This window comes from Aliiroseovarius marinus, assembly GCF_050881025.1.
GTDB classification, from domain to species: Bacteria; Pseudomonadota; Alphaproteobacteria; order Rhodobacterales; family Rhodobacteraceae; genus Aliiroseovarius; species Aliiroseovarius marinus_A.
Window position 1 is genome coordinate 154745 of sequence record NZ_JBNNXQ010000004.1, and the last position, 26437, is coordinate 181181.

The window sequence follows — 26437 nt, forward strand, 5'->3', positions numbered from 1 at the left end:
AACACATCTTGCATGGGAAAGGGCGCGGCAATCCCGCGCCCTTTTGCCTTTTGTTCGATTTTCAACCCAACGACGAATTTTGTGATATGCTCGGCGCAAATCAAAGGAGAGCAGCCATGAAATTCCTTGTCCCCGTCGCCCTGATCGGCACGCTTGCCGGTTGCGAAGTGATGAATCCAACAACAACGCCGACCACCAATGTGACCGATTTGCCGCTGATGGGCGGGTATCGTTCCCCGGCGGACGTTTGCGAGAAATTGGGCGAAAACGAGCTGACCGTGAACTATCTGGATCACACAGCCGATCTGGTGGGTTGCCCGGCTGACTACGAAGGTCGTGGTGTTTTCGTGACCGACACCGGCGCAACCGAGATCACCCAGATTGATGATTGGGTGCTTTACAGCGTCAGCCGCGAGTAAATTCAGCCCGTCGACGTTGGGTACTGAAGGCATTTCAGGATGCTGGAGCGGTTCTTGTCGTTTGCCTCTTTCGCATCAAGGATCATCCGGGTGACCCGCAGCTCTTCCTTGAGTGCAATGTTCTCTTCAAACTCGCTTTTTCCGTTTTTGCTGAGGATATTGTCCACAAGAGTGCGCGCATTCACGGTTTGCTTGCGAAGCCTGCGCAGGACAATTGTATTGCTTAGAAGCAGTGCCTCGCGCGCGGTGTGAACCCCTTTGTCAGCCTTGCTGGCAATGCATGCGGATTGCTCGGCCGCGCGGGTGAGTGCTTCGATTTCGGTGTTGGCACCGCTCCATTTTGTGACCTCTGATGTGAACAAGGCGCCCGCAAGGAACTGATCAGCTGACAGTGACCCCACACCGCCTGCCGCGGCTATGCTGGTCCCAGCCAGTGTAATCGCGTTGCCACCGGTATGAATGCGGAACTGGAGTTTGGCTTCTTGCAGGTGAAGTCCGGCCAGTCGGTAAGCGGTTTTGCGGACGTCATCGGCGGTTGAAGCGGTCCAGAGATGCTCTAATTCGTCGCCGACGGCGTTTAAATAGAGCTTTTCGACACGGTTGCCAGCCGTTTTTCCCTGCGGTTTTTCGCCATCGGCTGAGGTGTCAGTTTTGGTGCTTTCCGTCGCAGGTTTGTCCGTATCTTTTTTGGTGTTTTCAGTGTTTGCGCAAGCTGTGGCCAGAACCATGCATAGGCAAAGAAAGACAGATGTGAATCGCATAAAGTCGCCTCCCCAACGGCGTAAATGATTCTTTAAAATCAACCTTAACGATATTAACACTGTAAGGGAGCTGTCAAATTGTGCCTGGAAATCAGCTCAATACGGTGCGCCCCCAGAGGTCATATTCCCCAGCCTCATCTACCTCGACAGACACGATATCCCCCACGGTCAGCCCTTCCGTGCCCTCGTCGATAAAGAGGTTACCGTCGATTTCAGGTGCGTCGGCCTTGGTGCGGCATGTGGCGATGCCGTCTTCGTCGATATCGTCGACGATCACATCCACGGTCTGGCCGACCTTGGCTGCGAGCTTGGCTTCGGAAATGGCCTGCGCCTTTTCCATGAACCTCTCCCAGCGATCTTGTTTGACCTCGGCGGGCACATGGTCGGGCAGGTCGTTGGAGCGTGCGCCGTCAACGTTTTCATATTGGAAGCAGCCGACGCGATCCAGTTGCGCCTCGTCCATCCAGTCCAGAAGGGTTTGAAACTCACCTTCGGTCTCGCCGGGATAGCCGACGATGAAGGTCGAACGCAGGGTGATGTCCGGGCAGTCCGCGCGCCATGCGGCGATCTCGTCCAGTGTTTTTGAGGCTGCAGCGGGGCGGGCCATGCGCCTCAAAGTGTCTGGGTGGGCGTGCTGGAACGGGATGTCCAGATAGGGCAGGATCAGCCCCTCCGCCATCAGCGGGATCAGTTGGCGCACATGCGGGTAGGGATAGACATAGTGCAGACGTACCCACAGGTCCTTGCCCGCACCCAGCGCCCCAAGATCGCGCGCCAGATCGGTGATATGGGCGCGGTGCCCGCGATCTTCGGCATGTTTGATGTCGACCCCATAGGCCGATGTGTCCTGGCTGATCACCAAGAGCTCTTTCACGCCCGCCTCAACCAGCTTTTCTGCCTCGCGGATCACGGCGTGTGCGGGGCGGCTGGCGAGCTTGCCGCGCATGTCAGGGATGATGCAGAACTTGCACTTGTGATTACAGCCCTCGGAAATTTTCAGATAGCTGTAGTGGCGTGGGGTCAGCGAGACACCGGTCGCGGGCAGCAGGTCAATGAACGGGTCCGGGCTGGGCGGCACCGCGCCGTGCACGGCATCAAGCACCTGCTCGTATTGATGCGGGCCGGTGACGGCCAAGACGTTGGGATGGGTGCCGCGGATATAGTCCTCTTCCGCACCAAGACAGCCAGTCACGATGACCTTGCCGTTTTCGTTCAATGCCTCGCCGATCGCTTCAAGGCTTTCGGCCTTGGCGCTGTCCAGAAATCCGCAAGTGTTCACGATCACCGCATCCGCGCCTGAGTAGTCCGGGCTGATGGCATAGCCTTCCGCGCGCAGGCGGGTCAGGATGCGCTCGCTGTCGACCAATGCTTTCGGGCAGCCCAAAGACACCATGCCCACGGTCGGCTGGCCGTCGCGGGCTGGCTCTGAAAACCGGGCTTTCGGGGCAAGGTCGGGACGCAGATCGGGCGGATTGGCTGAATTACTCATGGCGGGCGTATAGCCAAAGTGTCGGGATTTGGAAAGGGCGCTCCCGCCCGTCCTGAGCGCAGGAAATGCACGCCGTTCGGTTGGGCAAGGCAGGCGCCGAGCAAAGCTCGGCGCCTGCCCCCGCTCACCGCAGGTGGCAAGGCGTACGCCGCGCAGCGTCTTTGACGCGAAGGCTTCCCGAACGAAAAAAACGCGCCCGGTGAGGCGCGTTTTTTCTTTTGGGATTTTGGCTTGCTTAGCGCTTGCGGTCACGCCGCGAGGACATGGGCTGGAACGCCACCCCCACATGTGCTTCGCAATAGGGTTTGCCTTGTTGAACGGGCAGACCGCAGAACCAGAACTCTTCGGTGGCCGGGTCACCGATCGGCCATTTGCAGGTGCGTTCCGTCAGTTCCATCAGGTTCAGCTTTTTCGCCCCTTTTTCAACTTCGCGCACCGAGGCCAGAGCCTCCGGGCTGATCTCGTTGGCAGAGGGTTGCGGCGGCAGCGGTTGGCCAGCCGGGATGATCGCCTTGCGTGCAGGGCTCACCGGTTTGGCTTCTGCCGCCGGCGCCTTCGCCGCAGCAGCTTCCTTTTTCGGTGCTGCTTTGGGTTTCGCTGCAGCCTTGGGTTTTGCGGCCGCTTTCGGAGCGGCTTTCTCCTTGGCAGGCGCTTTGCTGCCACCGCCCGTGCGGTTGGAAAGGCCAAGGCGATGCACCTTGCCGATGACCGCATTGCGGGTCACGCCACCCAATTCCTTTGCGATGACCGAGGCCGATTGCCCCTCGCCCCACATTTTCTTCAGGATTTCCACGCGTTCGTCAGTCCAGGACATGCTGTCTTCCCGTCTTCTGGGGCGGCCGGTCAGGATCGTCCGGAGCCCTTCGTAAATTCACAAGCCCCTATACTAGTCACCCGGGCGGGGGATACAAGCCAAGAAGCTGTATTACTTGGCCTGTCGCCCCTCGCGCCATGCCAGGATTGCCCCGCCGGCCACGATGATCGCGGCACCCACAGCGCTGATCCAGCCAGGGGCCACGCCGAAAACGCCAAAATCATACAATGCCGCGAAAATCAGGGTCGCATAAGAAAAGGGCACGACGAAACTTGCGTCCGCCCGTCGGATCGCCTGCACGTAACAGGCTTGCGCCGATGCCATCATGAAGCCAAGCGCCGCCAGCACGCCCCATTGCGCGGGCGTTGGTGACTGCCAAACGGCCAGCACGGCGCAAGATGCGATGGTCAGACCGATGGCGTTGTTGATCACGAGGATCTGTAACGGTGCCTCGCGCCCCGAAAGCCGCTTGATGAAGATCGTCTCAAGCCCAAGCAGCGCTGCGGCCCCCAGGGCCAATAGAGCCGCGGGATCGAAACTGGAGGCGCCGGGGCGGATCAGGATCAACGCGCCGACAAGCGCCATCGCCACCGACAGCCAGCGCCATGGGCCCACGCGCTCGCCCAGCAAGGGAATGGCCAGCAGCATCGCGAAAACGGGGTTCAGAAAAGAGATTGCGGTCGCATCCGCCAGCGGGATCAGCGTGGCAGCGGCAAACATCAGGGTCACACCTGCAAACCCCGCAGCAGACCGCGCGACATGCAACCTCAGGCTTGGTTGGGTCAGGCGCAACCGCTTGAATAGGGCAAAACTGCCAATCGCAAGGAAAGCAAAGGTGAACCGCCCGTGGGTGATCTGAAACGGGTGCAGCGGATCGCCCAGCAGATCCCGCCCCGCCAGCTTTGCCATCAGGGTGGTGCCGGCGATGAACACGGTGGCCGTCAGCATGAAGCCGACCGCCGCCAAGGGGGCGTTTCGGGTTTCCATCTCACCCTCCTATGCGTGGGAACGCGGATTGAAAAGACTGGACAGCACGATTGCGATCCCCTATCCCGCCCCCATGATCAAACGCACGCATATCGCACCAGTCAGTGTGCACACCCGACGCCGACGCATTCGCGCCTGACGTCCCGTCCGTTTGATCCTGCGCGCTCCGTTTGCGCAAACCCATCCAAAACCATCTGGAAATTGTTGACTTGAGGCCTGCCATCCGGCACCCAAAGGCTTCTTTTTGAAGAGGATACCACCATGATCCCGTCGCTTTTGCCGACCTATAACCGTGTTGACCTTGCTTTCGAGCGGGGTCAGGGCAGCTGGCTCGTCACGGATGGGGGCGAACGATATCTGGATCTGGGGGCAGGCATCGCGGTGAACGCGCTGGGCCACGCCCATCCCGCGCTGGTCGAGGTGCTGGCCGAACAGGGCGCGAAGCTTTGGCACGTGTCGAACCTCTATAAGATTCCTGAGCAGCAAAAGCTGGCGGATCAACTGGTCGACCTGACATTTGCCGACACGGTGTTCTTTACGAATTCAGGCACGGAAGCTTGCGAGCTGGCGGTGAAGATGGCGCGCAAATACTGGTCGGACAAAGGCGAAGATCGAGCGAGGATCATTGGCTTTGACGGCTCGTTTCATGGCCGGTCCTCGGCAGGAATTGCCGCGGCGGGTGGCGACAAGCTGACCGCAGGTTTCGGCCCGCTTCTGCCCGGTTTCACGCATCTGGCCTTCGGCGACTTGGACGGTCTGACCAGCGAGCTGGCCGAGGGCGACGTGGCCGCCGTTATCATCGAACCCGTGCAGGGCGAGGGCGGCATTCGCCCGGTACCGGACGCGGAGCTGAAAGCCATCCGCGCCGCCTGTGACGCCGCAGGCGCGCTTCTGATCTTTGACGAGGTGCAATGCGGCATGGGCCGGACCGGCAAGCTCTTTGCGCATGAGTTCTCGGGCGTCACGCCGGACATCATGATGGTCGCCAAAGGCATCGGCGGTGGCTTTCCTTTGGGCGCTGTTTTGGCGACCGAAGAGGCTGCAAGCGGTATGGTTGCTGGCACCCACGGGTCGACCTATGGCGGCAACCCGCTGGCCTGTGCGGTCGGCTCCAAGGTCACGGAAATCGTATCGGACCCGGCGTTTCTGGCTGAAGTTAGCCGCAAAGCGGGACTGTTTCGCCAGAAGCTGGAAGGCCTTGTTGCCGCGCATCCCGACGTGTTCGAAGCCGTGCGCGGTTCAGGGTTGATGCTGGGGCTGAAATGCAAAACCCCCAACACCGAGGTGCTGGCGAAATGCTATGACGCGGGCGTGCTGTGCGTGCCGGCGGGTGACAACGTGTTGCGGGTTTTGCCCGCGCTGACCATTGAAGACGACGATATTGCCGAGGCGCTGACCCGCCTTGAAACCGCTGCCCAGGCTGTGGAGGGCCAAAGCGCATGACACATTTCCTCGACATCAACAAAACCGACACAGATGACCTGAAAAGCATCATTTCCGAGGCGCATCGGATCAAAACCGCGCGTGAGGGCAAACCAAAGGGTGCGCTGGATGACGAACGCCCCCTTGATGGCCATATGGTTGCGCTGATCTTTGAAAAACCCTCGACCCGGACGCGCGTCAGCTTTGACGTGGGCGTGCGCCAGATGGGCGGGCAGACGATGGTGCTGTCAGGGTCCGAGATGCAGCTGGGGCACGGCGAAACCGTGGCCGATACGGCCCGCGTGCTGTCGCGTTACGTCGATATGATTATGATCCGCACGTTTGAAGAAGCGACGCTGCTTGAGATGGCCGAGCATGCCGACGTGCCGGTGATCAACGGGCTGACCAACCGGTCACACCCCTGCCAGATCATGGCTGATATCCTGACCTATGAAGAACATCGCGGGTCCATTGCGGGCAAGAAAGTGGTCTGGGCGGGCGACGGCAACAATGTCTGCGCCTCGTTCCTGCACGCCGCCGGCCAGTTCGGATTTGATGTGACCTTCACCGGGCCGGAAGTGCTCGACCCTGAAGCGGTGTTCATTGAAGAAGCCCGTGCCAAGGGCGCCAATATCGAGATCGTGCGCGATCCGGTGAAAGCTGTGCAAAATGCAGATCTTCTGGTGGCAGACACATGGGTGTCGATGCATGACGCGCCCTCGGCTCGCGAACGGCGCCACAACCTGCTGCGCCCCTACCAGATCAATGACGAGCTGATGGGTCACGCCAAGCCTGACGCGCTGTTCATGCATTGCCTGCCTGCCCACCGGGAAGAGGAAGTGACGAACGCGGTCATGGATGGGCCTCAGTCCGTGATCTTTGACGAGGCCGAGAACCGGCTTCACGCCCAGAAGGCCGTGATGCGCTGGTGTTTGGGGAAGTGATCCGTCTTGGTTGACGAAAAAGGGGCGCCCAATGGGGCGCCCCTTTTTGTTTTGTGAATACTTAAAGCATTTCGAGATTGAAACGCTTTAGGCTCAAGCCACCAACGCGTTCAGCATGTAGAAGATCACAGCCGACATCAGCGCCGCGGCGGGCACGGTGATCACCCAAGCGGCCACGATGGTCATGAAATGCGACCGGCGCACCAGCTTGCGGCGGCGACGCTCTTCCGGGGCCAGCCGCTTTGCCTGTGGGCGGGCGGCCATGGTTTTGCGCAGGCGTTTTTCCATATGCCATTCGCGATAGAAGCCCACACCAAATACGCCCCCCACAGCAATATGGGTCGAGCTGACCGGCAGGCCCAGCCAGCTGGCCACGATCACGGTGATCGCCGCTGACAGCGCCACGCAATAGGCGCGCATCGGGTTCAGTTTGGTGATCTGGCTGCCCACCATGCGGATCAGTTTTGGGCCAAACAGCATCAGGCCGAAGCTGATACCAAAGGCGCCGATGACCATGACCCATGTGGGGATCGACACCTTGGCGGCAAAGTCACCCACGCTTTCAACATGCACGATGGCGGCCAGCGGGCCAACGGCGTTCGCCACATCATTGGCACCATGCGCAAAGGACAAAAGTGCGGCCGAGAAAATCAGCGGCAGGGCAAACAGGGTCTTCAGCGATTTGGTGCGGTTCTCAAGCCCTTCGGCCTGACGGGCAATGAGCGGCGCTGTGACCACATAGGCGATCGCGCCCACGGCGGCACCAATCATCAGCGCGGTTCCCAGATCAATCTTGACGATCCGTTTCAGGCCTTTGATCGACAGATAGGCACCGAATGCTGCGGCCATGATACCGATCAGCACCGGCACCCAGCGTTTTGCGGCGGCGATTTTGTCGTCCTGATAAACAATCTTGTGCTTGATCAGCGCAAGGAAGGCGGCGGCAATCACGCCACCCAGAACCGGCGAGATGACCCAGCTGGCGGCAATCTTGCCCATGGTGGGCCAGCTGACGGCAGCAAAGCCTGCCGCCGCGATGCCAGCACCCATAACACCGCCCACAACCGAATGCGTGGTCGACACTGGCGCGCCCACCCAAGTGGCAAGGTTCACCCAAAGCGCCGAAGAAATCAGCGCCGCCATCATGGCCCAGACAAAGGTGCGTGAGTGGTCAAAACCTGCCGGATCAATGATCCCTTTCGAGATCGTGGAGACCACGTCACCTCCCGCCAGCAACGCGCCCGCGCTTTCAAAAAGCGCCGCGATCACAATGGCGCCACCCATCGTCAGGGCATTGGCCCCAACGGCCGGGCCCATATTGTTCGCAACATCATTGGCGCCAATATTCAGCGCCATATAGGCCCCGAAGGCCGCTGCGATCACCACCACCAGCGACGTCGGCGTCTGACCGAAAAACATGGCAGCGCCCAGAGCTGCGATCACGATGAAGGCCAATGCGACCCCCATGCCGACCAGCGGGCGCGCGACATATTGCGTCGCATACTCCACCTGGCTGATCCGGTTCAGGTCTTTGTCCAGCGTCTTCCACTGGTTGCCGTTATTCTCGCCACTCATGGCTTGTCCCCCGCGCTGCAGCTGTCATCTGGCTGTAACATGGCCGTTACAATTCACGGCCTGCGCTAGCCTGCCTTTGGTTCAATTGCAACAGATTCCCTTGGGGAGGGGGACGGTTTCGGGCAGCCGCGCCTTAGAAGTCGCGCAACAGCTGGCGCAACCCCTTTTCATCGACCATATCGGCGGCTTCTTCGGGCGATACCCATTTGCGGGTGCGTTCGTCCGCTTCAGGAAAATCTGCCGACAGCTTTTCGACTTTCAGGGGAAAAACCGCAGCCGAACATCGCGCCACGCCACCGGTGTCCAGCGTCTTGTCATAGGAGTATTCTCCGATCGGCGCACGGTCCAGCTGACCCTCGATCACCCCGGCTTCTTCCCAAGCCTCTTCACGGGCCGCTTCGGCGGCGTTTTTGCCATCCATCGGCCAGCCTTTGGGCAGGATCCAGCGCCCGGTTCCGCGCGATGTGACCAGCAACACTTCTTTGTCATCACCCGATCCACGATAACACAGCGCCGCAACCTGAACGCGGTTGGGGCGTTTCAAAATGGGCGAGACGACCTCTGCCCAGGCCTGTTTCAGTAGTGATGACATGTTGCGCCTGTACTCGTTTTCGAACGTTTTTTGTGATTAACACCTAAAATATGCGATTTTGCGGGTGAAATGCAAGTATTGCGGGTTCAGGCGGCAATTTTTACCCTTATTTCCCAGTATTTACGACCCGCGCGGCTTTGCGCGCAGCGTTGGGTTAGCCTCTGTCGGGTCCTCTGGCCACGGGTGCTTGGGGTAACGTCCACGCATGTCTTTGCGCACGTCGGCATAGCTGGTGGCCCAGAAGTTTGGGATATCCGTGGTGGTCTGAACAGGCCTGCGCGCGGGCGACAATAGCGTGACGCGCAGAGGGGTTTTGCCCACCATTGGGTGGCGGGTCACGCCGAACATCTCTTGCAGGCGCAGACTGATTTCGGGCGTGTCACCGGAATAGTCGATGGGGGTTTTATGCCCCAGCGGTGTGGTGAAATGAGCGGGCGCCTCTTGGTCAAGCCGTGACATCTGGTTCCAGTCCAGACGCGCGCGCAGGGCTTCCAGAATGTCGAACTTCTTCCAATCCGTCGCGGTTTTTACGCCGGACAGATGCGGCAGCAACCAGTCGTCGAGCGTGGCCAACAGCGCGTCGTTGCGCATATCGGGCAGGCTATCGCCGCCCGCGCGCACCAGTTCGACCCGCGCGATGAACCGTTTGGCGGCGTCCGTTGGGCGCAAACCCAGATCACGCACACCGTCCAGCATGGCGCGCGCCACGGCATCTGCTGGGGTGTCTTTCCAGATGCGATCATCCAACACCACGGCGCCCAGACATTCCTGCCTGCGCGCCACCACGCGCCCGTCGCGTTTGGACCATGCGCAGCTGTCGACCCAGTTGAGCTGATCCGCGAAAAGCTCACGCAGTTCACCTTCGCCGATCCGGGTGGCCTGACGTATCCGCGCCTCGCGCGGGTTCCCGTCCGTGTCGGTCACCACGATCAGCCGTGCACCTGCCAGCGCGTCGCCTTCATCCATCACCGCGCCCTTGCCACCGGACATGACGAAACGTGGAATATCTCCGGGGCGGCGCAGCGCCACGCGGTCCGGATAGGCAAGGGCGGCCATCTGCGCGGGGCTGAGGTCCGGGCGCGCGTCGCCCGCCATGCGGCGCAGGCGTTTGGCTTCGGTGCGGATGCGCTCGATCCCGCCGCGATTGGGTTGAAGGCCCCGCTTTGCGCTGAACCCCTTGGGGTCGCGGATCGCCTCGAGCCGCAGGGTCAAATCCATCGGCGCGCCGCGGGGCAGGGGGTCCCGATCGCTCCACAGAGCGGCCAGATCAGCCGCATTGGGGCCAGCGGTCAGCAGCATGTGCCCAAGGCGCGGATGCAGGGGCAGACGGGCCAGCTTTGTCCCGTGATCGGTGATCCGCCCGCCCGCATCCAGCGCGCCGAGGCTTTTCAGAAGGCTTTGCGCTTCGGTCAAAACGCCCGCGTTGGGCGGTGTCAGAAAGGCCAGCCCCGCCCCGTCCGGGCTGCCCCAACCTGCCAGTTCAAGCGCAAGGGGGGCAAGGTCAGCGGTTTCTATTTCGGCAGGGGCAAAAGGGGGCATGCCACCTTCTTCGCCTTTGGTCCACAGCCGATAACAGATGCCGGGGGCGACGCGCCCGGCACGACCCCGGCGCTGTTCGGCTTCGGCTTTGGAGGTGCGCTCGGTCACCAGTCGGGACATGCCGGACCCAGCATCAAACCGCGCGCGTCGCGACCGGCCGGCATCGATGACCACGCGAATGTCCTGAATGGTCAGAGAGGTCTCGGCAATCGCGGTGGCCAGCACGATCTTGCGACCCGCCTTGGCGGGTTGAATGGCGGCGCGCTGGGACGCGAAATCCATTGCGCCGTAGAGCGTGTGCAGATGGCAATAATCCGGCAGGCGGCCCTTCAGCGCGGACTCGCATCTTCGGATTTCGCCTTCGCCGGGCAGGAAGATCAAAACGCCGCCTTGAGTGTCATCCAGTGCGGTCAGAACCAGTTCAGCTGTGGCGTCCGGCAGACGCGCGCCTTTTGGCAAGGGCCGGTCCAGATGCCGGGTTTCGACCGGAAAGGCCCGCCCGTCAGAGCGCACGATGGGCGCGTCATCCAACAGCTTTGCCACCGGGTCAGCGTCAAGGGTCGCCGACATCACGACCAGTTTCAGGTCATCGCGCAGCGCGGCCCGCGCTTCCCATGTCAGGGCAAGGCCAAGGTCCGCGTTCAGGGAGCGTTCGTGAAATTCGTCAAAGATCACCGCGCCGATGCCCTCCAGAGACGGGTCCGATTGCAACATGCGGGTCAGGATGCCTTCGGTCACCACCTCGATCTGTGTTGTCTTGCTGATCTTGGCCTCGCCCCGGATGCGATAGCCCACGGTTTCGCCCGCCTTCTCGCCCAGCGTTTGGGCCATGCGTTCGGCCGCCCCGCGCGCGGCAAGTCTGCGCGGCTCCAGCATGATCAGGCGCCCGTCGAAGGCACCTGCCTTCAACATCTCAAGCGGCACCACGGTGGTCTTGCCCGCCCCCGGCGGCGCCATCAAGACCGCGCGGCCATGATCTGCCAGCGCGGACAAAAGCGCGGGGATCGCGTCATAGATGGGCAGTTGATCGGTCATCTTGCCCTTATCCGACGCTCCGCGCGCCGGGTCCAGCCCGGATCACAGGTCAGCTGATGGGCGCAATCGGCGCTAACATGTGCGCGGCCTCTGGACAGGCGCGGGCGCAGGCGTCAAAAACACGGCCAACAGGCGGAGGCGACATGGACATTCAGGATCTTGCCAAACGGGTGATTGCAGGCGAACGCCGCGCTTTGGCGCGCGCCATCACGCTGGTGGAAAGCGGTCGTGCAGACCACCGCGCACAGGCGGTCGCGCTGTTGGAGGCGACGGCTCCGGAAAACCGTCAAGCCCTGCGCATTGGCCTGTCCGGCACGCCCGGCGTCGGCAAATCCACCTTCATTGAAGCTTTCGGCATGTTCCTGATCGAAAAGGGGCTGAAGGTTGCGGTGCTGGCCGTTGACCCCAGCTCTGCCCGGTCGGGTGGGTCCATTTTGGGTGACAAAACCCGGATGGAAAGCCTGAGCCGCGAGAAGAACGCCTTCATTCGCCCCTCGCCTTCACAGGCGCAAATGGGCGGGGTTGCGCGCCGCACCCGCGAAGCGGTGGCGCTGTGTGAAGCTGCGGGCTTTGACATCGTGCTGATCGAAACCGTGGGTGTCGGCCAGTCTGAAACCATGGTGGCCGAGATGTCCGACCTGTTCCTTTTGCTTCTTGCCCCCGCCGGTGGCGACGAGCTGCAGGGCGTGAAGCGCGGCATCATGGAAATTGCCGACCTGATCTTGGTCAACAAGGCTGACGGCCCCTTGAAAGAAACAGCTATGCGCACCTGTGCCGACTACGCAGGCGCCCTGCGCCTGTTGCGCAAACGTGTCTATGACCCTGAAGGTTTCCCGAAAGCTCTGATGGTGTCCGCCGTCACCCATGATGGCCTGCCCGAGGCATGGGACACGATGGAAGAGCTGGTCACTTGGCGGCGCGAACACGGGCACTGGAACAAACGCCGCGCGGCGCAGGCCCGTCATTGGTTCGAGGAAGACCTGCGCATCGGGCTTCTGTCCGCGCTGGAAACCGGGGATGCCCGCGCGCGGATCGACGCGCTGGGCGGTCAGGTGGCGGCCGGAGAATTGTCAGCCTCGCGTGCCGCGGACGAGATGCTCGCCTTCCTGAAAGTCGCCTCTGAAAGCTGAAATCTGCCGCTCTGCCATCAGGGGTTGATCAGCGCTAACAGCTGGGTTAGCGTGCCTTTGAAACATGCAGGAGAATGCAGGATGAATCAGTTCAGGACCCCACCGCGACACTAGACGCTGGTCCTGTTGGGCTGTCGTCAGCCCCGATTATCCTTTGTATTTCCTATAGCGCATGGAGCGCATCATGTTTCGCTTTTTCGAAAACCTCATCGACCCTTTTCGTCCGTTTTCGGACAAGACGCCGCCTGCCAAACTGTGGCCCTATCTGAAGTCTCAGTATGATGGCTTCGGCAAGTTGATGGCGCTGATGGCGCTGTCAGGCGTTGTGGTGGCCCTGATCGAAACCGGGCTGATTTTCTATTCCGGTCGCGTGATCGACCTAATGGATGGCACCGACGCGCCGACGTTTTTCCAGACCCATGGGCTGGAGCTGTTGTTGGCCGCACTCTTCATCCTGTTGCTGCGCCCGGCCATGATTGGCCTGAACCACCTGCTCTTGGAGCAGACCCTTGTGGGCAACTTGCATGATCAGGTCCGGTGGCGCGCGCATAAGCACATGCTGGGCCAGAGCATGGGGTTCTTCCAGAACGACTTTGCCGGGCGGCTGTCCAACCGGGTGATGCAGCTGGGCGGCGCGGTCGAGGATGGCACCTATATGGCCTTTGAAGGCATTTGGTACGCGCTGACCTATGTCATCGCGGCGGCCCTGATCCTAAGCCAGATTGACCCGCGTCTGGCCGCACCCCTTCTGATCTGGCTGGTGCTTTATGTCATCTATACCCGCTGGGTTGCGCTGCGCGTCGCAGAAGCGTCTGAAAAATGGTCCGATGCGCGCTCGCTTCTGTCAGGGCGGATCGTGGACGCCTATGCGAATATCGAAAGCGTCAAACTCTTCTCTCAGGGTGAAAGCGAGGAACGCTATGTGCTGTCCGCGCTCAAGCGCCACCGCCTGCGTCTGCAACGGTTCCTGCGCCTGATGACCGAGCTTAGCTTCGGTCTGAATATTCTGAATGGCCTTCTGATCACCGGAGTTCTTGGCACCTCAATCTGGTTCTGGAGCCGCGGTGTCGTCACCGTGGGTGAAGTCGCCGCCGCGTCTGCCCTGACCATCCGTCTGAACGGCATGTCAGGCTGGATCATGTGGGTGACTGTGCGGCTCTTTGAACATGCGGGCGTGATCCGCGAAGGGCTGCGCTCAATCTCGGTCGAGCATGAAGTGACGGATGCGCCGAACGCGTCTGCGCTGGCCCTGACCAAAGGCGAGATCCTGTTTGATGGGCTGACCCATCACTATGGCAAAGGCTCGGGTGGGCTGGATGGTGTGTCCTTAACGGTCTCGCCTGGTGAAAAGGTTGGGCTGGTCGGGCGCTCTGGCGCGGGCAAGTCGAGCCTTGTGAACCTGCTTTTGCGCTTCCGCGATCCCGAAGGGGGGCGCATTCTGATCGACGGTCAGGACGTGGCTGGCGTCACCCAAGACAGCCTGCGCGCGCAGATCGGGATGGTCACGCAAGACAGCTCGCTTTTGCATCGCTCGGTGCGGGCGAACCTGCTCTATGGTCGCCCGTCTGCCACCGAAGCCGAGATGATTGCCGCCGCCGAACGGGCCGAGGCGCATGAGTTCATCCAGTCGTTGGAAGATCCGAAAGGGCGCACCGGATATGACGCCCATGTGGGCGAACGCGGCGTGAAACTGTCTGGCGGACAACGTCAGCGTGTCGCCATTGCGCGGGTGATGCTGAAGAACGCGCCGATTCTGGTGCTGGACGAGGCCACCTCGGCGCTCGATAGCGAGGTTGAGGCTGCGATCCAGAAAACGCTCTATGGCATGATGGAGGGCAAAACCGTGATCGCCATCGCACACCGCCTGTCCACCATCGCCCAAATGGACCGGATTGTGGTGTTGGATCAGGGGCGCGTGATTGAGGACGGCAGCCACGATCAGCTTCTTGCCAAAGAGGGCATTTATGCCGGTCTTTGGGCGCGTCAGTCCGGCGGGTTTTTGGCCGAGGACTAAAGCGTTTCGACTTGTTGTTGTCGCACAATAGTGAGGCGAAACGCGCGGGACCTACTGGTGTTGCGGGCGTTTCGAAATCAACTTGTGTCTCAAGTTAATCTCGAAGCGCATTAACGACCTGTTGCGGGGTGGAAATTTCCGCCCCGCAAGCGCCACGACTCACTTGACGTCCCCTTTGAACGCGTCTATTCACCGCGGACGGAATTCGGGGCGCTGCCGTGGCAGTGCCCGTTTGTATTGACCGGCTGGACGTGAACGGCGCGAGGGCGCGCTGAGCTTTCACCAATCTGGCCCGAGAGAGCAAGGAAAAGACCATGTCGCGCGTTTGCGAACTGACCGGAAAAGGCCCGATGACTGGCAACAATGTCAGCCACGCCAACAACAAAACCAAGCGTCGGTTCCTGCCGAACCTGAACGACGTGACCCTGCAGTCCGAAGCACTGGGTCGCGCGTTCAAGCTGCGCATCTCGGCGGCAGCGCTGCGTTCGGTAGACCACCGTGGCGGTCTGGACGCGTTCCTGGCGAAAGCCAAGAACGACGAACTGTCGGCCAACGCTCTGAAGATCAAGAAAGATATCGCCAAAGCTCAGGCTGCTGCCTAAGCCAAGCGCTTTCCGGATCGAACGGATTTGAACCGCCCAAAGCCCTGTGCTTTGGGCGGTTTTCGCGTGTCCTATACCTGTTACACTTTGTCGCTTGTCCTGCCACAGAAACAGGCATAGCAAGGGGGCATGTTTCGTGCCGCGTTTGCATATCTTCTGGCCTTTGCGCTGACCATCACCAGCTTTGCGCTGGCGGATGCCCGTGGTGAAAACCCGGATATGAATGGTGCGTTTGAGATGGTGCTGTGTACTGGCACCGGCATGACCACCATTACGCTTGGACCAGATGGCGAACCCATCGAATCGGTGCATCTCTGCCCCGATGGCACGTCCATATTCTCGGCCTCTTTTGTCGTTCCCGACGTGACAACCCCTGAAATCCGGTTGGTATCCCACAGCGTGCCGGTGCAGGTTGTCGACCTGTTGGGACGTGATGAGCTTACCCCGTCTGCCCGAGGTCCCCCGGCATTGGTCTGATCCCTTCACGACCAATCCCAAGACCAAAGGAAAAGACAATGTACTCGATCAAAACCGTTCTGGCTGCCGGTGCAGCCGCCCTTTTCGCCATGCCTGCTCTTGCGGGTGACATCATGATCAACGACGCCTATGCGCGCGCTTCTGGCATGAATGCCAAGGCTGGCGCTGCCTTCTTTGAAATCATGAACCACGGGGCGGAAGATGACCGTCTGATTTCGGCGACCTCTGACGTGGCAAAACGCGTCGAACTGCACACGCATAAAGAAGATGCAAATGGCGTGATGAAGATGATGGAAGTCGAAGAAGGCTTCGCGGTGCCCGCTGGTGGCATGCACGCCCTGAAACGCGGCGGCGACCATGTGATGTTCATGGGGCTGAACCAAAGCTTCGTGGATGGCGAAACGCTGTCTGTGACGCTGGTGTTTGAAAAAGCCGGTGAGATGACCGTGGACATCCCTGTTGATCTGAAGCGCAACCCGATGGCCGGGGGCATGGATCACTCGAAGATGGACCATTCGAAAATGGGTCACGGCGAGGCCAACAAGGGCGACGACACGTCGAACTAACGCGTTTCGAAAGTCTGAAAACAGGACCAAAGGCGCGGGCGGTGAATGCGTCCCCAGCCTGTGCCTATAGGGGCTCGTCACCCCGGATGGCCGTAGCGTTTCGCTGCGGCCTTTCTTGTTTCAGTTTGTTAAAGCGTTTCGACTTATTGCTGAGGCACGACAATATGTCGAAACGTGCGGACCCTATCAATGATGTGGGCGTTTCGAAATCAAGTTGTGATCGGGCTTAATCTCGAAACGCTATAAAAGTTCTTCGACCCAGGCGGGCACCACTTGGGTCGCCGGGCCAAATCTTGCGTCCTCAAAGGCGCTGGCCGTGTCTGATGGCTCCAGGTTCAGCTCAAGCGTCGCAATGCCCATGGCGCGGGCTTCCATGACAAACCCCGCCGCCGGATAGACATTGCCAGAGGTGCCGATCGCCACAAACAGATCCGCATCGCCAAGAGCGGTATAGATATCCTCCATCCGATACGGCATTTCCCCGAACCACACGATGTCCGGCCGGGTGCTGGGTGTGTCGCAGCTGGGGCAGGGCGCATCAGGGCTCATGACCCGCGGCGCGGGCCAACGGTGATCGCAGGCTGCACATAGCGCGCCTTGCAACTCGCCATGCATATGGATCACGTCCTTTGCGCCGGCGCGTTCGTGAAGGTCATCTACATTCTGCGTGACGATCGTGACGTGCCCTTTGTGCGCGCGTTGAAGGCGGGCCAAAGCGGCGTGGGCGGCATTGGGCTGGGCCTCCAGACAATTCGCGCGCCGGGCATTGTAGAAATCATGTACCAACGCTGGATTTCGCGCGAAGCCTTCCGGCGTTGCAACCTCTTCCAGATCGTATTGCGTCCACAATCCATCTTTGTCCCGAAACGTGCCCAGCCCGCTTTCGGCAGAAATGCCAGCGCCGGTCAGGATCAGGATATGTGTCATTTAAAGCCGCCGTAGATGTCCATCGCTTTTTGCAGAAGATCAAGCAGAGCAGCAACTTGCAAGGGGTCTTGCGCTTCGATCTCGCGGCTCGCGGCGAAATCGGCCACGCGCTGGTCGCCGCGCGCGACGGCCTCGACATCGTCCCAGCCAAAGCCAAGCCTGACCGGAGGCAGCGCCATTTCGCCCGCTTCGAACACCACGCGCCCCTGCGCAACGGTCAGTGAAAAGGGCAAGCCGTCGAGCGTGATTTCCGCACGCAAATCATCCAATGGGCCCGCGGCCCGCTCAATCGCACCGGCCAGAACGACCACATGCTGTGTATTCTGGTCGGTTTCCTTGGCGCCGTTCGGGCAAGGCAAGTCGCGCCCGAACCGCGCCAGCTCAAACAAGATGCCACGGGTGGCCCGACCGGTCTCGGTCAGGCTATAGGCGCGGCCCGATTTGGCAACCAGCCCGGCATCGACCAGCTCGCTCAGGCGGGCGGCAAGCATGTTGGTGGCGATCCCTTCCAACCCGCTGCGCAACTGCCCAAAGCCCGCCGGGCCTGCGTGCAATTCACGCAAGACATGAAGCGCCCAGCGGTTCCCCAGAAGGTCGAGGCTAAGCGAAATCGGGCAGGTTTGGGCATAGGGTTTGGCACGTGACATGCGCGCCTTTTGACGCAGGGTTGCCGGGGCTGCAAGGGGTGATTTCGCAGGTGGCAAAACCGTGCCGGGCGGGATGGTGACAGGCGGTGATTTCACCGATAAAACACGGGCATGAGCACCCGTATCCTCTTCGTCTGTCTTGGCAATATCTGCCGGTCCCCCACGGCCGAGGGGGTGTTTCGCGCATGCGTCGGTGCAACCCCGGATCTGACAGTGGAAACCGACAGCGCGGGCACGTCGGGTTGGCATGTGGGTGACCCGCCCTATGGCCCGATGCAAAAGGCCGCGCGGGCGCGCGGCTATGACCTGTCTGATCTGCGTGCACGGCAATTCGAGGCGGCGGATTTTAACCGGTTCGATCTGATCATCGGAATGGACGCGGATAACCTCTACAACATCGAGGCTTTGCGCCCAGTCGGCTGCTCGACCCGCGTCGCGCTATTTACCGATTTCGCTCCTGAAACCGGCATGGATCACGTGCCTGATCCCTACTACACGCGCGATTTCGACCAGACGCTGGATCTGGTCGAGGTCGCATCGCGCGGGCTGATCTCACATCTTAAGACTGTCTGAGCTTTAGCCGCAGTATTTCGAGACATGCGCCCCGAACTGCTTGTATTTCTTCCAAAACTTCTCGTCCGAGCGGCGGTCGGACTGGCGTGTGGACTGGCTTTTATGCGGGTCTTTGAAGAATTTCGCGACCTTGGAGCGTTCACTGCCGGTCAGTGTCGCATTGGCCACTTTCTGAATGCAGCTGCACAGGCTGCGCGTGGCGTTGGGGCGATCTGCGCGCAGGCAGGCCCGTTCGATGGTGCCGCCCGACCAGGCGGGTAGGGCGGAAAGTGTCATGCTCGACACGGTGACGACAAACAGCAGGCGTTTCATCATGCGACCTTTCGGAACTGCCTCTTTCAGGGGTCTTAAGCCCCATTTGCCGGACATGATATCGCATGATGATGAAGGTTTCAATTTCCCTGCGCTCACGGTTTTGCAAGGTCGTCACGGTGCCGGAGGGAGCGTTGAAATCGGCCCCCCCCGCCAGCTGTTTTGGATCAGGCTGCGTGGCGCTTTATGGTTTGTAAAACCACGTCCTCTGCGACCAGCGCGGGGCTGACATCAGCCTCTTTCGCGGCCCGCAGGATACGCTCCATTGTGTTGTCGAGCGCAGAGAGGTGCTCTGACACCCAGTCCTCTGCCGTTTCGATCTGCAGGATTTCGGTTGCCACATTGATGATCCCGCCGCCATTGGCGACGTAATCCGGCGCATAAAGAATGCCGCGCGCATGCAGCAACTCGGCATCTTGCGCCGTGGCCAATTGGTTGTTGGCCCCCCCGGCAATGGCTTTCACGGTCAGCTGCGGGATTGTCTCGCCATTCAGGATGCCCCCAATGGCGCAGGGGGCAAAAATATCGGCCGGCACCGCATAGATTTCGTTCAGGCCAACGGCTGTTGCGCCCAAAGCATCCCGCGCTTTTTCCACCCGATCCGCGTCGATATCGGTGACAATCAGCTCTGCGCCCGCGGCTTTCAGGCGATGGCAGAGGTTCCAGCCCACATGCCCCAAACCCTGAACGGCGACCCGGCGTCCCGACAGGTTCGCGCTGCCAAACTGGTGCACCGCCACGCGGCGGATCGCGTTGAAAATCCCGCGTGCTGTGATCGGTGACGGGTCGCCCGAGGCAAAGGCCCCATCTGCCAGCCCCGCGACAAAGCGCGTCTCTTCGGCCAGAACACCCATGTCTGCCGGGGTCATACCCATGTCTTCAGCCGTCCAGTAGCGCCCGTTGCATGCCTCGACCGCGCGGCCAAAGGCGCGCAACAGGTCCGGCGTTTTCTGCGTGGCCGGGTCGCCGATGATCACGGCTTTGCCGCCTCCCAACGGCAGTCCCGCCGCCGCGTTCTTGTAGGTCATGCCTTCAGACAGGCGCAACGCATCGGTCAGCGCGTCGGCTTCGCTGGCATAGGGTTTCATGCGCAACCCGCCTGCTGCCGGCCCAAGCGCCGTCGAGTGAATGGCGATGAAGCCGACAAGGCCCGAGGCCTGATCTTCGACGCGATATACATTTTCATGTTGGGCCGCAGCCACGTCTGTGATGGTCATATTGTCCTCCCTTTTCCTGCAAACCTACGAAGCTGGCCTTAGAGATTGTCACCAAATATTCGCGTGAAATCTTCCGTTGATAGTGATAATCGCTACTGAACACGTGAATGACGAGAGAAATACCATGGATGCCATCGACCGCCGTATCATCGCAGCCCTTCAGGAAAATGGCCGCCAAAAGCTGGGGGATCTGGCCGAGGTCGTGGGCCTGTCTCCCACCCCCTGCGCCCGCCGGGTCGCCGCACTGGAAGAGGCAGGCGTGATCACAGGCTACGGCGCGCGCGTCGATCAGGCTAAACTTGGCCTGCCGGTTTCGGTCTTTATCTCGGTCGAACTGGAAAGCCAGAACCGCGAGGCGCTGACCCAGTTCGAACGCGCCGTGTCGCGCATGCACGAGGTGATGGAATGCCATTTGATGAGCGGCAACCGGGACATCCTTCTGCGCGTCGTCGTCGCCGACCTGACAGCCTTTGACCGCTTCATGGAGGAGACGCTTATGCGCGTCGATGGCATCGCACGGATGCGATCAAGCTTTACCCTGCGCACGATGGTGACACGGAATGTGCTGCCGGGGGTGTGAAGCGATGGGGAGTTGGGATCACGCGGGGCGGTGGGGCAGGGGCGGGTGCTTAGAAATACATGAGAATGCGCATGCCCAACTGCACCAACCACTCAAGAACTTGAATGATACGAAGCGCCTTGTATCCGGAATGCCCGTCAATTCTTTGCACAATGCTTTCAGATTTCTTGGTTTCAACGGCCATCCGCGCAGCACGCCCAAAGATACGCGTTGCCTCATCTGCCCCCGGCAATCGTGGTGCGCTGTCGGGCACAGGCAACAGGCTGTCATTGGTCAGTGCCGGAATATCCTGCGTCCATTCCTCAGCCAATGCCTCATCTGAGATTGCCCGCAAAACAGGAAGAGCTTCCTCTAATGTGGCTTTGTCGTCATCTGTCAATTCTCGCAGGTTCTGCTCTTGCAGAATGCGCCTGTTTTCAGCCACCTCGGGGTGGGTGGCTCGCACAGCTTTTGCCCCTTCCTCAAGTGCAGATTGTAACGCGAGGTTTTCTTCGCTTGGGGGCAGTTCCCCATTGATGATCTGCCGCGTCAGGCCTGCGTGGAGCGTGGTGAAATCCATTTCGATCCGCTGCGGGTCGTTGCCATATTTACGGAAGGTACGGGTGAGCTTACGGCATTCAACAGACCGTTCATTGATCCCGTTGGAGTAATTTTCCATCACATCGTCCAGCGCATCCTCAACTTGGCTGAGCGTCGCTCCCAACAGATCAGGCTTGGCCATTTCGCGCGGGACGGTGTGGAAATTGCCGCTGTCTGGGTCGAACTCGAGGTCTTCTGCGAGCGGGAGTTGCGCTGCCAAATATTCCGCTTTGACCTCTTCAATCTTCTCCGCAATATGCTCTGGCCCCTTTTCCCAATCTTTGTCAGGAATAAGAGCCACACGGCGCTGAAGCTCCCAATCGAGCGGTTTGCCGTCGAGAAAACCTTGATACAAGGTCACCCAGTAGCTGAAGGCGCTAGAGCTTGCGTGGTATCGAGCTAGCACTGATTGAGTTAAATCTTCGAATGGGGCGCTGTCGTTTCCATGCCACAACGGATTGGATTTGATTTCGTCTGTCTTAATTCTAATTGTCACATTTGCGCTATCCGATAGCGCATCTTCATAGATTTCCTCGACTTCCAGTTGAAGAAGCTTTAGCGGGAGTTCGATCTTAGTTTTTTCAATGTGGTCAGCGACGCCGTAGATGCTGTCCATAATTCCAACTTCAGCTTTGAGTTGCTCGGCGAGATCACCAACCCAGAAGTTAAAAAGGTTCCTTTTGGTGCTAAATCCTATGTTGAAAGGCTCGTTCGCTTTCGAAACGTGGGTATGGTAAGCTTTTGCTCGGAACTCATGCTGAGAAAGAACAGCTGATGCAGAGCGCAATGCGGCAATTACAATGCTCTTGGTGAGGGGAGTTTTTAGATTCGGGTTGCTAACAGTGGTGCCAACCAATCTTAGCAAGAGTCGTGCAAATAGTACCTGTCGAGTAAACGAGGGTAGAGAGTCCAATCCCTGAATGCTTATAGTCGGTAAAGACATTGGGGATGCTCCAAATCAGAACTAGTTACCCTATCTGTTTCATAGTTCTTGACCAGCTTTGCAATCCCCCTCATATCCCTCCCTTATGACCGACCTGAAACACATCCGCAATTTCTCGATCGTGGCGCATATTGACCACGGGAAATCCACGCTGGCTGATCGCCTGATCCAAGAGACGAACACCGTCGCGGATCGGGACATGAAAGAGCAGATGCTCGACAGTATGGATATCGAGCGTGAGCGCGGGATCACCATCAAGGCCAACACCGTTCGCATCGAATACACGGCGGACAATGGCGAAGACTATGTGCTGAACCTGATCGACACCCCCGGCCACGTGGACTTCGCCTACGAGGTCTCGCGGTCTATGCGTGCGGTCGAAGGATCGCTGCTGGTTGTGGACTCGACCCAAGGGGTTGAGGCGCAGACGCTCGCCAATGTCTATCAGGCCATCGACGCGGATCATGACATCGTGCCGGTTCTGAACAAGATCGACCTGCCGGCCTCTGACTGTGATCGCGTGGCCGAGCAGATCGAGGACGTCATTGGCATTGATGCAACCGGCGCCATTCAGGTCTCGGCCAAGACCGGGCAGGGCATCCACGAAACGCTCGAGGCCATCGTGAACGAGCTGCCTGCCCCCAAAGGCGACGCCGATGCGCCCCTGAAGGCGATGCTGGTAGACAGTTGGTATGATGCTTATCTTGGCGTGATCGTTCTGATCCGCGTCATTGATGGCAAGCTGAAGAAGGGCGAGCGCATCCGCATGCTCTCGACCAATGCCGTTTATCCCGTCGACCGCGTGGGCGTCTTCACGCCCGAGATGAAGCCGATTGATGTGCTGGGTCCGGGCGAGATCGGCTTTCTGACCGCTTCGATCAAACAGGTGCGCGACACGCGCGTGGGCGACACGATCACGCACGAGAAAAAGGGCACGACAGACGCGCTGGACGGGTTCAAACCCGCGCAGCCCGTGGTGTTCTGTGGTCTCTTCCCGGTGGATTCAGCGGAGTTTGAAGACCTGCGTGACAGTATCGAAAAGCTCGCCCTGAACGATGCGTCGTTCTCTTACGAAATGGAGACCTCGGCGGCGCTGGGCTTTGGCTTCCGCTGCGGCTTCCTTGGGCTTTTGCACCTTGAGGTTATCCGCGACCGGATCGAGCGCGAATATAACATCGAGCTGATCACCACCGCGCCCAGCGTGATCTATCACGTCTTCATGAAAGACGGCGAAATGATCGAGCTTCACAACCCCGCCGACATGCCCGACCTGTCGAAAGTCGACCACATGGAGGAGCCGCGCATCAAGGCAACCATCCTTGTGCCCGACGAATATCTGGGCGACGTGCTGAAGCTGTGCCAGGACCGCCGCGGCATCCAGCTGGACCTGACCTATGCAGGCTCGCGCGCGATGGTTGTCTATGACCTGCCGCTCAATGAGGTTGTCTTCGACTTCTATGACCGCCTGAAATCGGTCACCAAGGGCTATGCGTCGTTTGACTATCAGATGGAGGGCTACCGCGAGGACAACCTTGTGAAAATGTCCATCCTTGTGAACGACGAACCGGTCGACGCGCTGTCGACCATGGTGCATCGCGACCGCGCCGAAATGCGCGGCCGGGCGATGTGCGAAAAGCTGAAAGACCTGATCCCCCGCCACATGTTCAAAATCCCGATCCAAGCGGCGATTGGCGGCAAGGTGATCGCACGCGAAACGCTGTCCGCCCTGCGCAAAGACGTGACCGCAAAGTGCTATGGCGGCGACGCCACCCGAAAGAAGAAACTGCTAGAGAAGCAGAAGGCGGGTAAGAAGAAGATGCGCCAGTTCGGGAAAGTGGATATCCCGCAGGAAGCGTTTATTAGTGCACTTAAAATGGATGACTAGAAGTCATTCATTTTAATGCACAGTGGGCGAAAGCGAATTTCGTAGAAAATCGCGTGCCCACCCCGTTCCAACTGGAGCGCAACAGACCCAGATCGCGTGCGCACCCCCTCGCGGTTCTTTCGTTTTCGTGGCCACATATTCCAGATCCCTAGCCTCCCTCTCGGAGCGCTAACCCGTCGGCCCATCCCAACACCGTCCCGTCCGGTCGACAGACCGGACAACGCCCGACCCTCCCCACGGGAGGGCGTTCCGCCCACCCAGGGCCGGGCGATGTCCTTGCTTTGAATATTTGAGGTGCGTGGGGCAATAAACTCTGGCAAAGTATCGAGTTAAAGTAGGGGTTTATTGAATTGCTCGTTGGCGCGCTAACAAAGTCACTTTGTCTGATTCTGAAGTATAGGAAACCGATTGCTGTTCTGTTCTTGGTGCCTTTTCTCTTTGTGCTGGGCGTCAACTTCAACATCCCCATTGGGGTACAGCCAGTTCTAGGGGGCGACTTCTATTTCGGCATCTGGTTACGAGCGTCAGCTGCGCTTGCTGAACTCTGCTTTTACTTTGGTTTCGGCTACTTCATTCTTGGGACAATAACTGAGCACGCCACAAACAATCTACCTAAAGGCTCCAAATGGAAAATGGTGTCCAAACTGCTTGCGGCTCTTACTCTAGGAGTTCTGCTTTCGTATCTGAAACTCAGTGGTCTCAATGGGGAACAGATTTCAAGGTTACTAACTTGCGTGTACCTTTCATCACTTGGTGCGGGCATGTCGCTATTGTTTTCCGGTGTGGAGTGGTTGCAGGCAGAAGAAGCAGGCGACGACTCAAAATGGATTAAATTCAAAGTCGTTTGGCCAATTAGGATTTTGAGTTGGAACCAGTTTTTTCTTGGGATGTCTTTCGCAGTATCATGGATCGTTTTTGCTATAGGCTTTGGCGCGCCGATTTTGATGGCAGGCGAGAACGTGAAGGTGGTTCTTCCAAGTTCAGAATTTGTAGAAGTCAAAATTCTTATGAGAACTGCTGATGGCTTTGTTCTAAGGGGCCGAACAGATTGTGAAGATTGCATCTGGTTTGCATCGGTTGATGGAAGCGTAGTTGTGCAATCGCTATCTAGTGATTAGCGACAAGACGACAGGCACTTACCGGACGGTGGGCTACTCGCCGGCTCTTAGCCACCCGCGTGACTCCCACTCCCCTTCCGTTCCTCTCCATAGCTCCGTATACGAACACCACCCAACCCCGGAGCCATCCATATGCCCTGCCCGCTCTGCGCCGCTGACGCGCCGCTCTCCGCATTCCCCGTCCCCGGCGGACCCTCTGACGCCTCGGCTATGATCTGCGCCACCTGTGCCGTCCAAATCGACGGCACGCCCGAGGAGAGCCATTGGCGGGGGCTGGCGTCCTCGATGTGGTCCGAGGATGTGGCGGTTCAGGTGCTCTCGGTTCGGATGTTGAAGCGTCTGGATGCCGCGTGGGCGCGGGATTTGCTCGAACAGGTCTATCTGGACGAGGACACGCAGGCGTGGGTCGACAATGTTGCCGCGGCCTCGCAGCACAAGGACAGCAACGGGGTCACGCTGAATGCGGGTGACAACGTGGTGTTGATCAAGGACTTGCCTGTAAAGGGCGCGGGATTTACGGCCAAGCGCGGCACGGCGGTGCGTGGGATCAGCCTTGTGGCGGACAATCCCGCCCATATCGAGGGCCGCGTGGAAGGGCAGCGCATTGTCATTCTGACGCAGTTTGTGAAGAAGAAATAGGCAGCGCGGCCCCCCTGGGCTATGACGCCCGAAAAGGAGCCTGCCCATGCGCACCCCGCTTTGGAAAATCGTTGCAACCTTTTACGGCATCATCGGGTCGACCGTGGCGTCGGTTCTGGTGGTGATTGCACTGGTGAACGGCATCTCCGGGCTGTGGCCTTTGCTGGGCGCGGCTGCCGTGGGTTTCGCGATCGGCCTGCCGGTGAGTTATTATGTCGCGCGCGCAATGATGGGCGATTGATCCGGATCAAAGTCTCGCCATTCAGGCGGGTGCATCACGTATTCCATATGGTGCATCTTAACGCGAGGACTTGATTATGCTCCGCTTGGCTTTGGTTCTTTACGCAATGATCGGCACGTCGCTGGCCGGGATTTTCATGGTGGCCGCTCTGACGATGGGCATGGACACGGCGCAGCCGATTATTTGGGCGGCGATTGCCGGCTTTGCCGTTGGTTTGCCTGTCTCTTGGGTGATCGCCAAACAGATCAACGCATGAACGGCGATTAAAGCGTTTCCAGTTATTGCCCGATCACAGCAATAGCTGGAAACGCCCACCATCGTTACATGTTGCGCGGCGTTTCCACATCACGTTCATTCAACGTAATCCGGAAACGCTTTAGAGGTTGAAAGGGGTGGTGCGCCGGGGGTAA

27 protein-coding genes are annotated in these 26437 nt (G+C 59.5%); 15 read left to right on the forward strand and 12 right to left on the reverse strand.

The features are described from left to right. Window positions 1–116 precede the first annotated feature (116 nt). Window positions 117–419, forward strand: a complete 303-nt coding sequence (locus tag ACRY08_RS13370) for a hypothetical protein (protein ID WP_432450454.1) — start codon at window positions 117–119, stop codon at window positions 417–419. A 2-nt stretch (window positions 420–421) separates the two neighbouring features. Here the strand turns inward: ACRY08_RS13370 and ACRY08_RS13375 are convergent, their stop codons facing one another. From ACRY08_RS13375 to ACRY08_RS13390, 4 genes are all read right to left on the reverse strand, one after another. After that, complete coding sequence (locus ACRY08_RS13375; protein ID WP_432450455.1) at window positions 422–1240, reverse strand: hypothetical protein; 819 nt, start codon at window positions 1238–1240, stop codon at window positions 422–424. Window positions 1241–1271: 31 nt separating this feature from the next. Further along, window positions 1272–2669, reverse strand: a complete 1398-nt coding sequence (rimO, locus tag ACRY08_RS13380; RefSeq protein WP_432450456.1) for a 30S ribosomal protein S12 methylthiotransferase RimO — start codon at window positions 2667–2669, stop codon at window positions 1272–1274. Between the two features lie 235 nt (window positions 2670–2904). Continuing rightward, the gene (locus ACRY08_RS13385; protein ID WP_432450457.1) at window positions 2905–3483 is read right to left on the reverse strand and encodes a GcrA family cell cycle regulator; all 579 of its coding nucleotides are present in this window, start codon (window positions 3481–3483) and stop codon (window positions 2905–2907) included. 111 nt (window positions 3484–3594) lie between these two features. After that, the gene (locus ACRY08_RS13390; protein ID WP_432450458.1) at window positions 3595–4470 is read right to left on the reverse strand and encodes a DMT family transporter; all 876 of its coding nucleotides are present in this window, start codon (window positions 4468–4470) and stop codon (window positions 3595–3597) included. A gap of 261 nt (window positions 4471–4731) precedes the next feature. Here ACRY08_RS13390 and ACRY08_RS13395 point away from each other — a divergent pair, with 261 nt between their 5' ends. Further along, complete coding sequence (locus tag ACRY08_RS13395; RefSeq protein ID WP_432450459.1) at window positions 4732–5913, forward strand: aspartate aminotransferase family protein; 1182 nt, start codon at window positions 4732–4734, stop codon at window positions 5911–5913. Then, entirely contained in the window at window positions 5910–6836 is a 927-nt protein-coding gene (argF, locus tag ACRY08_RS13400; protein ID WP_432450460.1) for an ornithine carbamoyltransferase, read from the forward strand. The genes ACRY08_RS13395 and argF overlap by 4 nt, the downstream gene beginning before the upstream one ends. Window positions 6837–6929: 93 nt before the next feature. Here argF and ACRY08_RS13405 read toward each other — a convergent pair whose 3' ends face one another. From ACRY08_RS13405 to hrpB, 3 genes are all read right to left on the reverse strand, one after another. Then, complete coding sequence (locus ACRY08_RS13405; RefSeq protein ID WP_432450461.1) at window positions 6930–8411, reverse strand: inorganic phosphate transporter; 1482 nt, start codon at window positions 8409–8411, stop codon at window positions 6930–6932. Window positions 8412–8544: 133 nt separating this feature from the next. Beyond that, window positions 8545–9003: an NUDIX hydrolase gene (locus ACRY08_RS13410; protein WP_432450462.1), complete on the reverse strand. Its 459-nt coding sequence runs from the start codon at window positions 9001–9003 to the stop codon at window positions 8545–8547. 120 nt (window positions 9004–9123) lie between these two features. Continuing rightward, on the reverse strand, window positions 9124–11577 hold the full coding sequence (hrpB, locus tag ACRY08_RS13415; RefSeq protein ID WP_432450463.1) for an ATP-dependent helicase HrpB: 2454 nt from the start codon (window positions 11575–11577) through the stop codon (window positions 9124–9126). Between the two features lie 143 nt (window positions 11578–11720). Between hrpB and meaB the strand changes: the two genes are divergently transcribed. The 5 genes from meaB (at window position 11721) to ACRY08_RS13440 (ending at window position 16366) form a co-directional block, all read left to right on the forward strand. Continuing rightward, window positions 11721–12707, forward strand: a complete 987-nt coding sequence (gene meaB / locus ACRY08_RS13420; RefSeq protein WP_432450464.1) for a methylmalonyl Co-A mutase-associated GTPase MeaB — start codon at window positions 11721–11723, stop codon at window positions 12705–12707. A gap of 184 nt (window positions 12708–12891) precedes the next feature. Continuing rightward, a complete protein-coding gene (locus ACRY08_RS13425; RefSeq protein WP_432450465.1) occupies window positions 12892–14721 on the forward strand; it encodes an ABC transporter ATP-binding protein in 1830 nt (609 codons plus the stop codon). Window positions 14722–15035: 314 nt separating this feature from the next. Further along, window positions 15036–15323, forward strand: a complete 288-nt coding sequence (gene rpmB, locus ACRY08_RS13430; RefSeq protein WP_432450466.1) for a 50S ribosomal protein L28 — start codon at window positions 15036–15038, stop codon at window positions 15321–15323. A gap of 129 nt (window positions 15324–15452) precedes the next feature. Then, entirely contained in the window at window positions 15453–15800 is a 348-nt protein-coding gene (locus ACRY08_RS13435; protein WP_432450467.1) for a hypothetical protein, read from the forward strand. Between the two features lie 38 nt (window positions 15801–15838). Continuing rightward, window positions 15839–16366: a copper chaperone PCu(A)C gene (locus ACRY08_RS13440; protein WP_432450468.1), complete on the forward strand. Its 528-nt coding sequence runs from the start codon at window positions 15839–15841 to the stop codon at window positions 16364–16366. 240 nt (window positions 16367–16606) lie between these two features. On the opposite strand, the gene ACRY08_RS13445 is transcribed toward ACRY08_RS13440, so the two are convergent. Further along, window positions 16607–17293 carry an NAD-dependent deacylase gene (locus ACRY08_RS13445; RefSeq protein ID WP_432450469.1) on the reverse strand — a complete coding sequence of 229 codons (687 nt, stop codon included), beginning with the start codon at window positions 17291–17293 and terminating at the stop codon, window positions 16607–16609. After that, window positions 17290–17940: a winged helix-turn-helix transcriptional regulator gene (locus ACRY08_RS13450; protein WP_432450470.1), complete on the reverse strand. Its 651-nt coding sequence runs from the start codon at window positions 17938–17940 to the stop codon at window positions 17290–17292. The genes ACRY08_RS13445 and ACRY08_RS13450 overlap by 4 nt, the downstream gene beginning before the upstream one ends. A gap of 111 nt (window positions 17941–18051) precedes the next feature. On the opposite strand from ACRY08_RS13450, the gene ACRY08_RS13455 reads away from it, so the two are divergent. Then, window positions 18052–18513 carry a low molecular weight protein-tyrosine-phosphatase gene (locus ACRY08_RS13455; RefSeq protein WP_432450471.1) on the forward strand — a complete coding sequence of 154 codons (462 nt, stop codon included), beginning with the start codon at window positions 18052–18054 and terminating at the stop codon, window positions 18511–18513. A gap of 3 nt (window positions 18514–18516) precedes the next feature. Here ACRY08_RS13455 and ACRY08_RS13460 read toward each other — a convergent pair whose 3' ends face one another. Further along, entirely contained in the window at window positions 18517–18882 is a 366-nt protein-coding gene (locus ACRY08_RS13460) for a hypothetical protein (protein ID WP_432450472.1), read from the reverse strand. A gap of 110 nt (window positions 18883–18992) precedes the next feature. Then, the gene (locus ACRY08_RS13465; protein WP_432450473.1) at window positions 18993–20042 is read right to left on the reverse strand and encodes a Glu/Leu/Phe/Val family dehydrogenase; all 1050 of its coding nucleotides are present in this window, start codon (window positions 20040–20042) and stop codon (window positions 18993–18995) included. A 124-nt stretch (window positions 20043–20166) separates the two neighbouring features. Between ACRY08_RS13465 and ACRY08_RS13470 the strand changes: the two genes are divergently transcribed. Beyond that, complete coding sequence (locus tag ACRY08_RS13470) at window positions 20167–20622, forward strand: Lrp/AsnC family transcriptional regulator (protein WP_432450474.1); 456 nt, start codon at window positions 20167–20169, stop codon at window positions 20620–20622. Window positions 20623–20671: 49 nt separating this feature from the next. Here the strand turns inward: ACRY08_RS13470 and ACRY08_RS13475 are convergent, their stop codons facing one another. Further along, the gene (locus tag ACRY08_RS13475) at window positions 20672–22057 is read right to left on the reverse strand and encodes a hypothetical protein (protein ID WP_432450475.1); all 1386 of its coding nucleotides are present in this window, start codon (window positions 22055–22057) and stop codon (window positions 20672–20674) included. Window positions 22058–22229: 172 nt separating this feature from the next. Here ACRY08_RS13475 and lepA point away from each other — a divergent pair, with 172 nt between their 5' ends. The 5 genes from lepA to ACRY08_RS13500 all read left to right on the forward strand — a co-directional run bounded on the left by lepA (window position 22230) and on the right by ACRY08_RS13500 (window position 26283). After that, window positions 22230–24029 (forward strand): translation elongation factor 4, encoded by a 1800-nt coding sequence (gene lepA / locus ACRY08_RS13480; protein ID WP_432450476.1) that lies wholly within the window; start codon window positions 22230–22232, stop codon window positions 24027–24029. Window positions 24030–24451: 422 nt separating this feature from the next. Further along, a complete protein-coding gene (locus tag ACRY08_RS13485; RefSeq protein ID WP_432450477.1) occupies window positions 24452–25147 on the forward strand; it encodes a hypothetical protein in 696 nt (231 codons plus the stop codon). A 132-nt stretch (window positions 25148–25279) separates the two neighbouring features. Continuing rightward, window positions 25280–25786, forward strand: a complete 507-nt coding sequence (locus ACRY08_RS13490; protein WP_432450478.1) for a PhnA domain-containing protein — start codon at window positions 25280–25282, stop codon at window positions 25784–25786. 46 nt (window positions 25787–25832) lie between these two features. After that, entirely contained in the window at window positions 25833–26027 is a 195-nt protein-coding gene (locus ACRY08_RS13495) for a CTP synthetase (protein ID WP_432450479.1), read from the forward strand. Between the two features lie 76 nt (window positions 26028–26103). Next, the gene (locus ACRY08_RS13500) at window positions 26104–26283 is read left to right on the forward strand and encodes a CTP synthetase (RefSeq protein ID WP_432450480.1); all 180 of its coding nucleotides are present in this window, start codon (window positions 26104–26106) and stop codon (window positions 26281–26283) included. The last annotated feature ends 154 nt before the right edge of the window (window positions 26284–26437 follow it).

Excerpts from the sequence above, each read along its gene's own strand:
- ACRY08_RS13370 (WP_432450454.1), top strand. The coding sequence starts at position 117 with ATGAAATTCCTTGTCCCCGTCGCCCTGATCGGCACGCTTGCCGGTTGC.
- rimO (WP_432450456.1), bottom strand. The coding sequence starts at position 2,669 with ATGAGTAATTCAGCCAATCCGCCCGATCTGCGTCCCGACCTTGCCCCG.
- ACRY08_RS13385 (WP_432450457.1), bottom strand. The coding sequence starts at position 3,483 with ATGTCCTGGACTGACGAACGCGTGGAAATCCTGAAGAAAATGTGGGGC.
- ACRY08_RS13390 (WP_432450458.1), bottom strand. The coding sequence starts at position 4,470 with ATGGAAACCCGAAACGCCCCCTTGGCGGCGGTCGGCTTCATGCTGACG.
- ACRY08_RS13395 (WP_432450459.1), top strand. The coding sequence starts at position 4,732 with ATGATCCCGTCGCTTTTGCCGACCTATAACCGTGTTGACCTTGCTTTC.
- argF (WP_432450460.1), top strand. The coding sequence starts at position 5,910 with ATGACACATTTCCTCGACATCAACAAAACCGACACAGATGACCTGAAA.
- ACRY08_RS13405 (WP_432450461.1), bottom strand. The coding sequence starts at position 8,411 with ATGAGTGGCGAGAATAACGGCAACCAGTGGAAGACGCTGGACAAAGAC.
- ACRY08_RS13410 (WP_432450462.1), bottom strand. The coding sequence starts at position 9,003 with ATGTCATCACTACTGAAACAGGCCTGGGCAGAGGTCGTCTCGCCCATT.
- hrpB (WP_432450463.1), bottom strand. The coding sequence starts at position 11,577 with ATGACCGATCAACTGCCCATCTATGACGCGATCCCCGCGCTTTTGTCC.
- meaB (WP_432450464.1), top strand. The coding sequence starts at position 11,721 with ATGGACATTCAGGATCTTGCCAAACGGGTGATTGCAGGCGAACGCCGC.
- ACRY08_RS13425 (WP_432450465.1), top strand. The coding sequence starts at position 12,892 with ATGTTTCGCTTTTTCGAAAACCTCATCGACCCTTTTCGTCCGTTTTCG.
- rpmB (WP_432450466.1), top strand. The coding sequence starts at position 15,036 with ATGTCGCGCGTTTGCGAACTGACCGGAAAAGGCCCGATGACTGGCAAC.
- ACRY08_RS13435 (WP_432450467.1), top strand. The coding sequence starts at position 15,453 with ATGTTTCGTGCCGCGTTTGCATATCTTCTGGCCTTTGCGCTGACCATC.
- ACRY08_RS13440 (WP_432450468.1), top strand. The coding sequence starts at position 15,839 with ATGTACTCGATCAAAACCGTTCTGGCTGCCGGTGCAGCCGCCCTTTTC.
- ACRY08_RS13445 (WP_432450469.1), bottom strand. The coding sequence starts at position 17,293 with ATGACACATATCCTGATCCTGACCGGCGCTGGCATTTCTGCCGAAAGC.
- ACRY08_RS13450 (WP_432450470.1), bottom strand. The coding sequence starts at position 17,940 with ATGTCACGTGCCAAACCCTATGCCCAAACCTGCCCGATTTCGCTTAGC.
- ACRY08_RS13455 (WP_432450471.1), top strand. The coding sequence starts at position 18,052 with ATGAGCACCCGTATCCTCTTCGTCTGTCTTGGCAATATCTGCCGGTCC.
- ACRY08_RS13460 (WP_432450472.1), bottom strand. The coding sequence starts at position 18,882 with ATGTCCGGCAAATGGGGCTTAAGACCCCTGAAAGAGGCAGTTCCGAAA.
- ACRY08_RS13465 (WP_432450473.1), bottom strand. The coding sequence starts at position 20,042 with ATGACCATCACAGACGTGGCTGCGGCCCAACATGAAAATGTATATCGC.
- ACRY08_RS13470 (WP_432450474.1), top strand. The coding sequence starts at position 20,167 with ATGGATGCCATCGACCGCCGTATCATCGCAGCCCTTCAGGAAAATGGC.
- lepA (WP_432450476.1), top strand. The coding sequence starts at position 22,230 with ATGACCGACCTGAAACACATCCGCAATTTCTCGATCGTGGCGCATATT.
- ACRY08_RS13490 (WP_432450478.1), top strand. The coding sequence starts at position 25,280 with ATGCCCTGCCCGCTCTGCGCCGCTGACGCGCCGCTCTCCGCATTCCCC.
- ACRY08_RS13495 (WP_432450479.1), top strand. The coding sequence starts at position 25,833 with ATGCGCACCCCGCTTTGGAAAATCGTTGCAACCTTTTACGGCATCATC.
- ACRY08_RS13500 (WP_432450480.1), top strand. The coding sequence starts at position 26,104 with ATGCTCCGCTTGGCTTTGGTTCTTTACGCAATGATCGGCACGTCGCTG.